Source organism: Photobacterium profundum (genome assembly GCF_003026285.1).
Taxonomy (GTDB): Bacteria; Pseudomonadota; Gammaproteobacteria; order Enterobacterales; family Vibrionaceae; genus Photobacterium; species Photobacterium profundum.
Genome location: NZ_PYOD01000004.1, coordinates 156,862 through 171,456 on the forward strand (window position 1 = coordinate 156,862; position 14,595 = coordinate 171,456).

General features: G+C 40.4%; 11 protein-coding genes. 6 read left to right on the forward strand and 5 right to left on the reverse strand.

The features are described 5' to 3' along the window. The first annotated feature begins 242 nt into the window (after nucleotides 1-242). Nucleotides 243-2,156: a methyl-accepting chemotaxis protein gene (locus C9J48_RS12785; protein WP_006230454.1), complete on the forward strand. Its 1,914-nt coding sequence runs from the start codon at nucleotides 243-245 to the stop codon at nucleotides 2,154-2,156. Nucleotides 2,157-2,254: 98 nt separating this feature from the next. Here the strand turns inward: C9J48_RS12785 and C9J48_RS12790 are convergent, their stop codons facing one another. After that, nucleotides 2,255-3,436 (reverse strand): MFS transporter, encoded by a 1,182-nt coding sequence (locus C9J48_RS12790; RefSeq protein WP_006230453.1) that lies wholly within the window; start codon nucleotides 3,434-3,436, stop codon nucleotides 2,255-2,257. Between the two features lie 96 nt (nucleotides 3,437-3,532). Between C9J48_RS12790 and C9J48_RS12795 the strand changes: the two genes are divergently transcribed. After that, nucleotides 3,533-4,297: an AraC family transcriptional regulator gene (locus tag C9J48_RS12795; RefSeq protein ID WP_006230452.1), complete on the forward strand. Its 765-nt coding sequence runs from the start codon at nucleotides 3,533-3,535 to the stop codon at nucleotides 4,295-4,297. Between the two features lie 109 nt (nucleotides 4,298-4,406). Here C9J48_RS12795 and C9J48_RS12800 read toward each other — a convergent pair whose 3' ends face one another. Together C9J48_RS12800 and C9J48_RS12805 are read right to left on the reverse strand one after the other, a co-directional pair. Next, nucleotides 4,407-5,807, reverse strand: a complete 1,401-nt coding sequence (locus C9J48_RS12800) for a tryptophanase (protein WP_006230451.1) — start codon at nucleotides 5,805-5,807, stop codon at nucleotides 4,407-4,409. 509 nt (nucleotides 5,808-6,316) lie between these two features. Continuing rightward, nucleotides 6,317-6,640 (reverse strand): hypothetical protein, encoded by a 324-nt coding sequence (locus C9J48_RS12805; protein WP_006230450.1) that lies wholly within the window; start codon nucleotides 6,638-6,640, stop codon nucleotides 6,317-6,319. 677 nt (nucleotides 6,641-7,317) lie between these two features. Between C9J48_RS12805 and C9J48_RS12810 the strand changes: the two genes are divergently transcribed. After that, nucleotides 7,318-7,515, forward strand: a complete 198-nt coding sequence (locus C9J48_RS12810; protein ID WP_006230449.1) for a S1 domain-containing protein — start codon at nucleotides 7,318-7,320, stop codon at nucleotides 7,513-7,515. 203 nt (nucleotides 7,516-7,718) lie between these two features. Here C9J48_RS12810 and C9J48_RS12815 read toward each other — a convergent pair whose 3' ends face one another. Beyond that, a complete protein-coding gene (locus C9J48_RS12815) occupies nucleotides 7,719-9,596 on the reverse strand; it encodes a hypothetical protein (protein WP_006230448.1) in 1,878 nt (625 codons plus the stop codon). Nucleotides 9,597-9,711: 115 nt separating this feature from the next. Next, complete coding sequence (gene rsgA, locus C9J48_RS12820) at nucleotides 9,712-10,752, reverse strand: ribosome small subunit-dependent GTPase A (protein ID WP_006230447.1); 1,041 nt, start codon at nucleotides 10,750-10,752, stop codon at nucleotides 9,712-9,714. 272 nt (nucleotides 10,753-11,024) lie between these two features. Between rsgA and C9J48_RS12825 the strand changes: the two genes are divergently transcribed. From C9J48_RS12825 to C9J48_RS12835, 3 genes are read left to right on the forward strand one after another with little or no spacing between them, the layout of a single operon-like run. Then, on the forward strand, nucleotides 11,025-12,122 hold the full coding sequence (locus C9J48_RS12825; RefSeq protein ID WP_006230446.1) for a cytochrome c oxidase subunit II: 1,098 nt from the start codon (nucleotides 11,025-11,027) through the stop codon (nucleotides 12,120-12,122). Between the two features lie 37 nt (nucleotides 12,123-12,159). Then, complete coding sequence (ctaD, locus tag C9J48_RS12830) at nucleotides 12,160-13,962, forward strand: cytochrome c oxidase subunit I (RefSeq protein ID WP_006230445.1); 1,803 nt, start codon at nucleotides 12,160-12,162, stop codon at nucleotides 13,960-13,962. Beyond that, on the forward strand, nucleotides 13,955-14,581 hold the full coding sequence (locus tag C9J48_RS12835; RefSeq protein ID WP_006230444.1) for a cytochrome c oxidase subunit 3: 627 nt from the start codon (nucleotides 13,955-13,957) through the stop codon (nucleotides 14,579-14,581). Before ctaD ends, C9J48_RS12835 begins: the two co-directional genes overlap by 8 nt. Nucleotides 14,582-14,595: the final 14 nt, after the last annotated feature.

Consider the following 14,595-nt stretch of genomic DNA (forward strand, 5'->3'; position numbering starts at 1 on the left):
GATCATGGCTTTTTCCACAATGAAAAATCGAGTTCAATTTATAGTCTTTCACTGAGGTTCTCTTCGTCTATTGACGATTTACCATATTATATAATTAATAAAAATAATTAAATTTAAAATCTAGGCAAAGGCTGGATTCTTTACAATAACGCTGCTGGGTATGAATGTAAGCTCATAACTATCACGCGATGAAAAAATTATTAATAATTATAACAAAACGTATTTAAGATCATGAGGATTACGTGAATATATTATCTAGTTTTAAGGGCCGTATTATCGCGGTTGCCGTTTTATTATTAACGGTTTCTTTAGCAATTTCGACCTCTCTTTCCTATCGCCAACTTTCAACTTCAATCTTGAGCAACATTGATGAATACTCAATGCTTAAAATTGATAGCTCGTCAGATAAGATTACTGACTGGTTTCATACCATTAAAGAAGGTGTTATTGCCACAGCGCCAGACTTCGCGACTGACCGCGGAGATATGCAACTTGCTCTAATGGTAAAGCAAATCGCGAACGCTACCCAATCATCAGATATCGTTGTGGGCTTTGAGGACGGTCGCTCTTATGGGGCTCAAAGTGGTATGCGCAGCGTTTTTATTTATGATCCGCGAACACGGGATTGGTATAAATCAGCTAAGCAGAAACGCAGCACAGTAATCACCGGAATCTATACAGGGGCATCATCGGGTAACCTAATGGTTAGCATTGCAGAACCCTTTTTCGACGGAGACAAGTTTCGTGGCGTTTTACTTGCTGATATCGAGTTGAGTCTTCTTACTGATGTTGTAAATCAGTCTCCCTTCCCTGGAGCAATGACTGGTTTATATGATAGCCAGGGTACAACCATCGCTTCAACTGGTGAAGTTGATGTTCCCGGTAAAACTAAACTGTCTGACTTCCCCGAATTAGCTGAACTAGAGAATAAAGTGCTTACTAGCAATAGTGGTATTTTCAACTACAGCTTAGGTGGCGTTGACAAAATAGCTTACTTTCAAGATATCGAACTTGATAAAGATACTCATTGGCATCTGTTAGTGGGTATTGATAAATCAACGGCTTACGCAGAGGTTGACGAGGCATTAAAAACATCTTTATTCACTGCAGGGTTATTGATTCTCTTTGCTTCCGCAATTATTTTAGCTGTGCTGAATCGACTTTATCGGCCAATGCTTTCGTTAAAAAGCACAATAGTCGAGTTATCACAAGGTAATGGTGATCTTACCCGACGCCTTGATGTGTATACCAAGGATGATCTGGGCCAAATCGCAGAGGCGGTAAATATCTTTATCGGTAATTTACAAGCGATGATGCTAGAAGTCTCTCAATCTACCGAGCATATTTCAGAAGGTATCGAACAACTTAAGGCACAGACCGAGCTTAACGATACCGTCTTAGCCTCTCACTCTGTAGAAACAGATCAGGTGGTAACTGCTGTAAATGAAATGAGTTCAACGGCAGACAGTGTATCGCAAAGCGCTTCTCAATCAGCGGCGTTTACGAAAAATGCCAGTGATGAAGCTGAACAATCTAAACGTGTGGTTGATGGTGCTGTAAGCAGTGTAGCTGCCTTGGTTGATGAAGTTGACGCCATGGCACTCAATATTCAAACCATGAGCGACGATGCGCAAAAGATTGGCTCAGTTCTTAGTGTTATTGGTGAGATTGCCGATCAAACTAATTTATTAGCTTTGAATGCAGCTATCGAAGCGGCTCGTGCTGGAGATCAAGGACGTGGTTTTGCGGTCGTAGCTGATGAGGTGCGCGCTTTAGCTGCAAGAACCCAGCAGAGTACATCCGAAATTAATGAAATGTTGAGTAAGTTGCACAAGGGAACAAGCTCAGTCGTTACAGCGATGGACGACACTAAACGTCGCTGTCAAGAAACCGCAGATACGACTTCCAACGTAAATGATAGCTTAGATTCAATGGCGACATCTGTGGTTCAAATTAATGATCTTGGGATCCAGATTGCCACAGCTGCAGAGCAGCAAAGTGTGGTAAGTGAAGAGATAAACCGTAATATGACGGCAATTCAGGACATGGTTGGTCGGCTTACTGACAATGGTGCACAAACTATGGATAGTACGCGAAACCTTGCAAGCAGCAACGAGCAGCTGGCGGCGATCGTAAATCAATTTAAGTTAAAGTAATTTAACAAATAAGACGCTTATTAACTCCTGTTATTCTGGTGTTATCAGTAACGAGCTATTTCTATATGAAATAGCTCGTTTGGTGATTGTGATTAATGCTAATGCCGATTTAAAAAATACCTTTTATTATGTTTATTGTTCGGCATTACCCAAACGGCAAGAACCGATAGGATCATAACGGCTGCTAACAACCAGTATAAGAGGGTAAATTCTCCAGTTTGATCATAGATATTTGCAATTAACCAATATGCTATTGGCCCAGTGCTAAAACTTAGCATATATTTGACAGCATAAAGCCTCGACCGCCATTGGTCAGCAGCGTATTTCCCGATTAACCAGTCATTAATTGGGATTTGTGCGTACGTACTGAATATCAAACCTGTTAGGCAAAGAACCAACATCCAGCCAGAAGCGATAGAGGCAAGTAAAAGGAAACCAGTCTGAGCCATTACTATATTAAGTAATAAGGCTCGAGCTGATAAGCGCTCTAAAAGCTCTCCGACGATTAATTGCGTTATAGCCGCAACAATAAATATGCTTGTTGCTAAAAGTCCGATGTTGCCTAGTGATGTATCGAATGTGATTTGTAAAACCTTAGGCAATACGGTGGTTAAAGTTTGAAATACTAAGCCACCAAAAGTAGCGATAACCGCAATGGCGATAAACAGTTTTCGCATACTTATATTATCCATTACCTCTGATTTTTTATTTGCATTAGGTTTTTGAATATACAGAATATCTTTTGAAACCCATGTGTAGAGAACACCAGATATAATGCAAATTATACCAGGAATTAAGAATGCGACCTGCCAATTGATTACCTGTGTTAAATAAGCAGTGGCGACCGCAGCACAAGCAAGGCCGATATTACCTGCAAGCCCATTAATCGCGATAGCACGGCCTGTTTTTTCTGCTGTGCTAAATATAATTGCTAACCCTACTGGGTGATAAATTGAAGCAAATAGCCCTATGGCAACAACCCCTAATACGAGCTGTTCGGGTGTTTGAGTAAAAGCGGTGAGAATGCCAGATAACCCCATGCCATAGAAAAAAACATTTATCATCGCTTTTTTACTCCAATGGTCTCCTAACCATCCTGCTGGAAATGAGCCCAATCCATAGGCGAGTATGCCAAAACTACCGAGTCTTAGTAACTCTGCATAATCAAGATTCCAGTGCTCTTGTAGCCCTAATACTGCTGTTGGAAAAATTAAAATAAAGTAATGATTAAGAGCATGCCCTAGGTTCATTATCTGAAAATGGCGTCGAGGTATATTCATCATTGTTCCTGTTTAAATCATGATGAAAGTAGTTTACAGAGTCATGACTTGTCACATAGTCTCTATAAAGACAACTTTTTGCCCAAATGAGCCATTATGATTGATACTGTGTTGAACGATGAATTAGCAATGTCAGCTATTGTAATTCCTAAGTCTTATCCAGATGGTCATATTATTGACTGGCACCATCACGACTTTTCTCAATTAGTTTTTGCATATAGCGGTGTAATGATCGTAGAAACATATGAAAATCTTTGGGTTATTCCTCCTCAAAGGGCGGTATGGATACCAGCAGGCGTTTTGCACAAGGTATCAATGCACGGTCAGGCTAAAATGAGAAATTTTTATGTGCGTCCCAATTGTGATAGGCAGTTGCCTGAACAAAGTTGCGTGCTAAATGTTTCCACCTTAATGCGAGAATTACTTTTACATTTAGCTTCAGTCGAATTTAGTGAAAGCTGCAGAGAGGAAATAGAAAGATTAATAAAGGTGACTTTAGATCAATTGAAATCAGCCCATCAAGTGACCTTCTATATACCAATTGCAACAGACCCAAGGCTTGCAAGCGTTTGTAACGCTTTATTAAACGATCCTGCGAATAGTCGTTCACTTAGCGAATGGGCAGCAATAATTAATATAAGTAGCCGTTCATTAAGTCGCTTATATCGTAATGAACTCGGACTATCATTTGTTGAATACCGTCATCAAGTTAGACTGCTAGAGGCTTTAAAACAGCTCGCAAAAGGCAAACCTGTAACGACAGTTGCAATGGAGGTAGGTTTTTCAAGTTTAAGTGCATTCAATCGTTTGTTTAAAAGAAACTTTGGCACTACACCTGGGCATTTCTTTATGGTTATTTAATATTTTGCATAATCTTTGAGTGAAATTGAATGACTCTTTCATGTTGTAATGAGCCATTTCTATATGAAATAGCTCATTATGGTTCTGGCATTTAGGTTACAAATGAAACTTACTTAACGGGTTTCAATTTAGCGGTAAAGTGGCGTAAAACTGGTGGTTCATATTCAAAGGTTAGACCTCGAATGTCACTGGCTCGTTTTGTGACTGCGATTAATGCATCGGCAACGTAATCCATGTGATCGTTGGTATATACACGACGTGGAATAGTGAGGCGCATTAATTCTAATTGTGATTCTTTTTGTTTGCCTGTTTCAGGATCTCTGCCCAGTAATAGCGAACCAATTTCTACAGCTCGCACACCAGATTCTAAATAGAGTTCATTACATAATGCGTGCGCAGGGAATTGTTCATTGGGGATATGAGGCAAAATTTTGGTCGCGTCGACAAAGACAGCATGTCCACCGGTTGGGTATTGAATGGGTACTCCAGCTTCTCGTAAACGTTCACCTAAGTATTCTACTTGGCTAATACGGTAGTGAAGGAAATCTTCATCAGCACCTTCATATAAACCACGGGCGAGGGCTTCCATGTCACGCCCTGCCATTCCACCATAAGTGACAAACCCTTCCATTGGCACACAACGTGTTCGTACTGCTTGGAAAAGATCTTCATGATCACGAATACAGCATAAGCCCCCAATGTTGACCATCGGGTCTTTTTTAGCAGACATCGTTAACATGTCGCCATAAAGGTACATTTCACGGATAATTTCGAGAATGGATGCATCGGCGTATTCAGGTTCGCGTTGCTTTATAAAGTACGCATTTTCACAATAACGTGCTGAATCGATCACAACTGGAATATCATTTTCTTTCGCAATCTCATATACCGCACGCATGTTAGCCATTGAAACGGGTTGTCCGCCCGAGCTGTTACATGTGATAGTGGTAATAATGGCAGCAATATTGTGTGAACCATAGGTTTCAATGGTTGATTGCAATTTAGCGAGGTCGAAGTTTCCTTTCCAGTCGTCATACGTTTCTGTATCAAACGCTTTTTCAGTCAGTACATTAATGGCTTTTCCTCCATTAAGCTCGATATGACCAGCGGTTGTATCGAAGTGGTAATTCGATATAAATACGGCTTTATCACCACCACGTACTGTTTTCATTCGCTCTATTAAGCACGGAAATAATATTTGCTCTGCCCCCCGCCCTTGGTGAGCTGGAACCGTCAGTTTGTAATCAAAAAAATGTTCTACAGCATCGCATAAATTAAAGTAGTTTCGGCTTCCTGCATAAGATTCGTCTCCCATCATTAAGCCAGCCCATTGCACATCACTCATTGCGCCTGTGCCTGAATCTGTCAGTAGATCGATATAAACATCTTCGCTTCTCAACATGAAAGGGTTATAACCCGCTTCAATTAAGGCTTCACGTCGATCCTTTTCGTTTGGCATGCGGATAGATTCAACCATTTTAATGCGGAACGGTTCTGGTATACGTTTCATTGATATAGCCTCAGTAGCAGCCGTATGCCGATTGTGTTTCTTCTACATTATTAATGATAAAAATGGCAATAACGGATTCAATAAATGATCAACAGTAATGCTTATCTAAAGCATAGTGCTGTTGGTACTTTTGAATTGGCTTGTTAGCGTACAAGCGCGCTGAATAACAAGAAGGCTTATGCGGAAGGGAAGTCGTGGCTTAGGCGAAAATCTTGGTTGTACCAGCAAGACAACATCAGTCTGCTGTCTGGCAACGTAGAGGGAATTTGATGCATGTCGTCATCCTTCCTTTGACTGTTGGAGATATCTATTTGACCTTAAACAGAAGTAATAAGCTTATGTAAAAGGCGAATGAAACATGCTTTCTAGTGTAGACGTAATGAATTAATGTTGTGAAGTTATTCATGTTTATGGCGTGAGATAGTCGCGAGTAAATTCCTTTTATCGCGACCATTTAAGCTTTTAAGCGCGGTTTTAAAGTATGCATATATCCATATTATTTATTATTGTTATGAACGGTTAGATGAAATAAAACGCTGAGTTGAAACTGTTGTACCGTCTTCATCAGAAACTTCGAATGTCATTGAACGAGCCGCTTCAAACGAGCTATATACAAATACTCGACCAGATTCAGATGTAGTGTAATGCTGTTTTTGGCCGCCTTTAACAGTAACGTCTAAACCTGCTTGAGGTGCTCCATCTTTTTCTACTGTTACCCAGGCTCCACCTTTCTGCGGTGTGACAATTAGGTTTAGACCTTGGTTAACACTTGCAAGTGCTGAACCTGAAAAAAGAGTTGTTGCAACGATGAGGCTTGCGATTGTTTTGTTCATGAGTTTCCCTTATATGAGTTGTTTTAATTTGTTTAACGCTGCTTGTCTGCGTGTTGATATTCATAATAGGTGTGATTTAGATCTCTTTCTATGGTGTTTTTTAGTTCAAGTTGTTCGAAATAATTGAGCAATAATTTGAGTGTTAATCCGGTCATGGTGTTGAGGGGAGTGTGCATAAACGAGAAATAGACATTTTATTACAAAGATAGGGAAGGGGAGTTGGGAAAGAAAATTGCAGTTTAGGCTTTTGAGATCAATTGGTTATGATTCGCCTGGTGTCTGGTGTGATTTTTATCACGTTTTATTGCAATAAAAATGTTTACAGACAGATATATTACGTTTAATGTTTATCTCGTCTGCAACTCAGACCTAATCAATGATTTTTTCAAAGAACACTTCGCACTTCCTGCTTCTCGCCAAAGCCTGCTGTAAAGAAGAAAATTAAAGAAGATCAAATGAATGATTTCTTTCCACTGCTATCGTTAATGTTGCGAACGATTATGCGGTGATGAGCTATTGAGTAGGGTGAACTCTTAGCTGTAAAGGAATAAAGGTCAATGAGTTAAAAGATATTTACCGCCACAAAGATGTGAGCGGAACTAACTAACTATCTACTCAATTTGATATACCTCAAACATAACGCTCTAAAGCATTGTTTGGGTAAAAAGGAAATAATTATGACTTCACAAACTGGTATTATCCGTAGCTTCAATTCTGCTGACAACAATGGCCTAATTACATGTGATCTTGGTGGTGATATCCGCTTTGATGCCTCAAGTGTAAATGGCGGTTTACCTGTATCAGGCAGCCTTGTTGAGTTCATCATGGATGACTCTTCAAATAAGCTTCAGGCGATTAAAATTCGTTTAATCTAAGCGAATAGTTAACTCACTTAAGAGTTTATTCATACGGTATAACCGTATTCAAGTAACCAGTAATGAAAAGTACCATTCACTGAGTATTTACTGGTTTCCTTAATTTTCTATCGCTATTTTTATATTAAACGAATAATTCTCTTTTTACTGATACCACAGTAACGCTGAGGCTTTGATATACCTCAACGTTAAATGTGAATGGTTTAATAACGACGATATGGTGAGTAGCGTGAAGGGGCAGAGTAGCCGTATTCAAAGGCGATACCCTGAACATCCACACCGCCTTTATCACCGTAGGTAATGGCTATTATATCTTCAGCATCTACCCAAATAGAAATGTTCTTATGTGGGGTTATTTTGAAGATATTGGCGCCGTTGTCTTCTCCTACATCATCGTTATCATTAGGATTGCTGGCAAAAAGATTGCCGTACCTGTCGTAAGCCAGCCCACCTTCCATATCGACTGAACCCCCATTGGTTTTAATAAGATCCCACTCTGTGACTAAGGTTCTAACTTTACCTGCTGGGTCGATGTTATAGATGAAATGCGCACCTGAGTCATCAGCCAACGTCATTATACCTGTACGGCTTCGGGTCATGTATCCGTCAGGGTCATCAAAGGCGCGAGCATCTTGGATTGTACCGGCTAAGATATCTTCGCTGCTTAATGCATAATAGTCATCGTTTATAAGATCAAAGTCGATCTGCGTTTTCTCAAAACCACCGAAGAATTTGAATACCCACGGATTGTACAGCGTCCCTTTACCACTAACAGCGATATCTTCTTTACTTAAATGGGTCTCTTCGATTAATTTATTCTGAATGGAGTAGGCGCTATCACCCACTTGCCAGCTAATAGTACCGAGATCTTTCTCTTCACTACTAGAACCACTTGTAATACGCGCATCAAATTGTATGGTAATTGTGCCAGAGTAGGCATCGGTACCTAGAGCCTCAATATGATTATTGGCTTCTACAGCTTCTTTACTATCACTGCTTTCATCTTCTCTTCTTGCATCAGCGTTATAGAGGTAGTCATCATTGATGTCGTCTAATGTGTAATGCTCAAGGTTGTTAAAAGTCCAAGGGCTACCAATCGTGCCAATACCGCGTACATCAATAGGAAGGTATAAGGCTTGTTGTATGGCATATGCAACCTCATGTGAGGTTGCATCCCAGTTAATCGGGTCAGTTGTTACGTTAGCACCATATTCATGGTCAAAGGTTAGCGTAAATGTTCCAGTTATATTGGTGGGTTTTAGCGGTGAAAAATAACCGGACTCGTTTTGGTAGCGCGTGTAACCCACCGGTGGATCATAGTTGTCATTGACAATGAAAACATAATTGTCGCGTGAGAGATCATGAGGGTCAACATTTGGTCCTGCCGCAAAAACCTCGGGTTTTCCATACTTATAAGGAATGCGGTAGACAATATTGGGAGTATCATCGCTGGCCGTGTAAATATAGCGGTAATCAGCCGAAAGGGCGGCTTGAACATCAAAGTCGAAACCATCACCAAGTTGTTCAAGATCTTCTTTTTCTATAAATATTTCAGCGTAGCCAGTATGTGGGTTCACTTTCAATATCATGTCTTCTTCGTCTTCACCGACGTATAAGAACCCATCAAAACCTGCGACTAGACCATCTAAATCAGGGTCACCGCCCCCTGTGAGTGATGTAATATCGTCGTTATGCAATAAGACGGTTAGCATACCGTATTTGTTTTTTTTCATTAAGTATGCGCCCGTACCATAGTCGCCTTCTGCAGTTAGAGCGAAAATGACAGTACCGTCAGATAAAGCAACAATCCCCGCGTCTTCAAAATCCACATTGTCGTAGTAACCACCAATTTGAAAGAGAGCATATAGAATTTGTTGTTTGGTGATGGTAATGGTGATGTCTTTCTCTGGACTTATTTTTAGTACACAGTCGCAGTTGTTTTCCAATGCATAAAGATTGGATGTAAGAGGATAAGGCAAGAGCGATATCCCTGAGGCAATAGCTGTCGCAGAGAAGCAACAGCTAACGAATACGGCGCTTTTTATTGTTTTATTTAATCGCGATATTTTATGACTTTTCATTGTCTATATCCCACAGAATATTTATAAGTGTTGAGCATAGATAGAGCTCGCAGTCTTATTGTCTATAATGTTGGAATTAGAAACCTGACAATGAATAAAGTTAGGAGAGCATAAATTACTTTCCTTTGTTCTCTCGTGCGCTTGTTTGAACCGATTTGTACATTTTACTTAGGTTTTTATTTTTACTGCGCATTTCTGCAATTGAACTTCCGTTACGTTCTTGTTCTCTTCGCAATTTGAAGTAATTATTTAATCGTCGTTCATCTAACTGCCCTGTAGAAAGAGCTTTTTGTACGGCGCATTTGGGTTCTGCTTGATGCTGGCAATCAGCAAAGCGGCATTGCTGAGATAACTTAGCAATATCACTAAATGTTTCTTCAACGCCTTGTTCGCAGTCTGCAATTTGCAACTCTCGAATACCAGGAGTATCAAGAAGTAATGCTCCTGTTGGCATAATGTGCATCGACCGACTCGTGGTTGTATGACGGCCTTTACTGTCGTCTTCTCTTACGCCGCCTGTTTCTTGATCTTGACTCTGCATTAAGGTGTTAACCAATGTGGATTTCCCAACACCAGATGAACCAACAAATGCGACTGTTTTACCCAGCTTGCACCATGGTTTTAGTGTTGCGACACTGTCTGTATCAAGGCTGTTAACAGCCTCGACCATTAAGAATGGATCAAGCGCTTGCACTTGTTGCTTAAACGATTCTGGTGCATCACAACAGTCTGCTTTTGTTAAAATAATCACTGGTTCACATCCGCTGTCGTGTGCAATAGCAAGATAGCGTTCGATACGACTTAAATTAAAATCTTGGTTGAGTGAGTTGACGATAAAAAGTGTGTCGACATTGGCTGCAATTAACTGTTCCGATACTTTACTGCCCGCGGCTTTGCGCGAGAGTAAGGTTAGGCGGTCGAGTAATCTTATTAGTTGTTGTTCACTATCAAGTAATATCCAATCCCCAACCGTTAATGCTGGCATATTCGGTCTGATCTCAAGCGAAAAACTCCCCGCTTCAGTTTGAATAACATAGAGACTACGATGGTGCGCAAGCACTCGACCAATCTGGTAATTTTCGAGTTCTTCTAATGATAACTGCTGTTGAAAATAAGTCTGCCAACCAAGCTGTGGCAATGACAATATTGAATTCATGATAATCCGTGCAATTTTTTCTTTTTAAACATACATAATATTGTAATTGAGTTCAGTTTTGTTTAATTGAATAAAAACGACAGAATGTGAAATATCCTTGTCTCACAATTGCGTAAACAGATTAGATTGCAGTTTTTTGGGTCGCGAATTTAAATGAACCCCACTAAGATTAGTGGCAAGATCATTGCCGAAATATGTAGTGACTTCTTTTTAAGGGGTATTTTTTATTCATAAAATCAGGGATATGATCAAGAATAATTAGAGTGTTTTCTATGGTTATTGCCATTGCATTAATCGTTATTGTAATTGCATCTGTTGCTTTTCATTTTCTTAGCCCATGGTGGCTAACCTCTGCTGCGTCAAATTGGTCACAAATCGACAACCAGTTAACACTAACTCTTATTATTACGGGTGCTTTTTTTATAGTAATCAACCTACTGATTGCTTTTTGTGTCATAAAATTCCGCTATAAGCCGGGTAGGAAATCTGCCTATCAACCTGAAAATAAAAAACTGGAAGCGTGGCTAATTGGCTTAACCACTGTCGGAATTGTGGGATTACTCGCTCCCGGTTTAGCGGTATATGGTGAGTATGTTAGCGTGCCAGATGACGCAAAACTGGTAGAGGTTGTTGGTGAGCAGTGGAAGTGGAGCTTTCGTTTTCCCGGTGAAGATGAACAGTTAGGGAAAAGTAGTACTCAGTGGGTAAGTAGTAAAAACCCCTTGGGTATTGATCCTAATGATCCCGCCTCTCAAGACGATAAAATTATTCTTAGCCCTGAATTACATCTTCCGATTTTTTCGCCTTATAAAGTTTTACTGCGTTCAAAAGACGTTTTGCACAATTTTAATGTACCTCAGTTTCGAGCCAAGATGGATTTAGTACCCGGTACTGTCCCATACATTTGGTTTACTCCAACGAAGCGAGGGAGCTATGAGATTCTCTGTGCTGAACTGTGTGGCGTAGGGCATTTTAATATGCGAGGAAGAGTGATCGTTGAAGATGATGCACAATTCGGAAGCTGGCTAGCAACTCAACCTACATTTGCTCAAACTCAAGACCCTACCCGCCAAACACAGACTAACCCCATTGAATTAGGCAAAACACTCTCTGAAGTGAATGGTTGTATTGGCTGCCATAGTCTAAACGGCAATCCCGGTGTTGGACCTACGTGGTTAGGTTTATACGGAAAAACGGAAATTATGTCTGATGATGCAAGAGTGGTAGTAGACGAGGCATATTTACGTACATCGATACTTAACCCTAAAGCTGAAATAGTAAAAGGTTATCCCGCCATCATGCCTGTTTATCAGTTTGATGATCAGGAAGTTGACGCCATTATTGCTTATATCAAATCAGTATCTAAGTAATTTATATCACGATTTTTTTGAATGAGACAAGCTTGTTATGACTGAACATCATTCTTCGAATTCAGCAGATTCAGACGCTTATGCTCACAGCTTTTGGCGCAAATATGTGTGGAGCCAAGACCATAAAGTTATTGCCATTCAGTATACGCTAACGGCTATTGCTATGGGGCTGATTGCACTCGTTTTATCATGGATAATGCGTTTACAGCTTGGCTTTCCAGGGCAATTTGACTTTATTGATGTAAATACTTACTACCAGTCTATGACATTGCACGGCATGATTATGGTGGTGTATTTACTGACAGCACTTTTCTTGGGGGGCTTTGGTAATTACTTAATTCCATTAATGGTCGGCGCACGGGATATGGTGTTTCCGCTATTAAATATGTTGAGTTATTGGTTTTATCTTCTGGCTTCTCTGATCTTAATTGCGAGCTTCTTTGTGACAGGTGGGCCAACAGGTGCTGGTTGGACGTTATATCCCCCTCAAGCGATTATGCCTGGCACGCCGGGTGTTGAGTGGGGCATTGTACTGATGTTGATCTCGCTTGCAGTGTTCATAGTAGCAGCGACGTTAGGTGGGCTAAATTACGTTACCACAGTATTACAAGCTCGCACGGAAGGTATGACATTACTGCGCATGCCCCTAACAGTATGGGGGATTTTTATAGCTTCAATTATGGCATTATTGGCTTTTCCTGCGTTATTTGTTAGTGCCGTTATGATGTTATTTGATAAGTTATTGGGATCCAGTTTCTTTATGCCAGCCATTGTTTCTATGGGGCAATTAACGGAATACGACGGTGGCAGCCCTATTTTATTTCAGCACCTTTTTTGGTTTTTTGGTCACCCCGAAGTGTATATCGTTGCTTTGCCAGCCTTTGGGATAGTGTCTGATCTTATTAGTATTCACGCACGTAAAAATATCTTTGGTTATAAAATGATGGTGTGGGCTATTTTAGCCATCGGTGTTCTTAGCTTTGTGGTATGGGCCCACCATATGTATGTTAGTGGTATGAATCCGTATTTCGGGTTCTTTTTTGCCACTACCACCCTCGTTATTGCCGTTCCTACTGCGATAAAAGTGTATAACTGGTTGCTCACATTATGGCGAGGTAATATTCATTTAACCTTGCCGATGCTGTTTTCTATTGCCTTCATGAGTACCTTTTTAATTGGTGGTTTAACGGGGTTATTTCTTGGCAATGTTATCGTTGATATTCCGTTATCTGATACATATTTTGTTGTTGCTCACTTCCACATGGTGATGGGGGTTTCCCCAGTATTAGTCATATTCGGTGGTATTTATCACTGGTACCCGAAAGTGACAGGGCGGATGCTTAATACGGCAATGGGGCATTTTCATTTCTGGATAACCTTCTTGGGCACCTATGCCATTTATTTCCCAATGCATTACTTGGGAATATTGGGTGTTCCCCGTCGTTATTATGCGTACGAAAACTACGACTTTATTCCTGAATCAGCACAAAGTTTGAACGCATTTATCACTGTTATGGCATTGATTGTGGGGGCCGCACAGTTAGTGTTTCTGTTTAATTTATTCTGGAGTGTATTTAAAGGGGAAAAAGCTGCAGCGAACCCTTGGTCTGCAACATCTTTAGAATGGCAAACACCAGACACGCCACCTAAGCATGGCAATTGGGGCTTACATTGTCCGATCGTTTATCGCTGGGCGTATGATTACAGTGTACCGAATGTTAAAGAAGATTTTATTCCACAAAACATACCGCCAGAGCGGGTGTTAATGGAGCATGTAGATAGTTCAATACCTGAAGATGGTATTAAGATACCCGTAGACAAAGGGGATGATGATGAATAAGCAACATCATTCAAACAATAAATCGGAGCCTGAATCTAAAAGCACATTAACGCCAGATGCTGACGAGAATTACTTACCTGCTGATACCTCGTCACCTGCCATTATAGGGTTATGGGTTTTTATGGCTGTTATCACTATGCTGTTTTTCTTGTTTACAGTAGCGTACAAAATACGTATGTCGTTAAACGATTGGCAGTCATTAAATGAACCTTGGCAGCTCAGCTTAAGCACTGCTATGCTTTTTATGAGCTGTGTTGCGATGGCTAATTGTCATCGTAGAGCCGCATTATTACCATCGGTAATGGCTTGTCGTTCTATATTAATCGTGGCGGTGTTGCTTACCTTAGGATTTGTTTTTACTCAGCTTTGGGCGTGGCAATACTTAGTAGACCAAAATATTACAGTCGACAATAATCCAGCCAACAGCTTCTTTTACCTTTTAACTGGCCTGCATGGATTGCATGTACTGGGTGGCCTTGCTGCTTTATTTTTAGTGATTTATAACGCTAGAAAAGGGCATGCAAATTCACTGTATCAGTCATTACATTTATGTACTCGGTACTGGCATTTTTTATTACTTATTTGGTTGTTTTTATTAGGGCTATTGCGATTTACATAATGAGGTAAACGCAT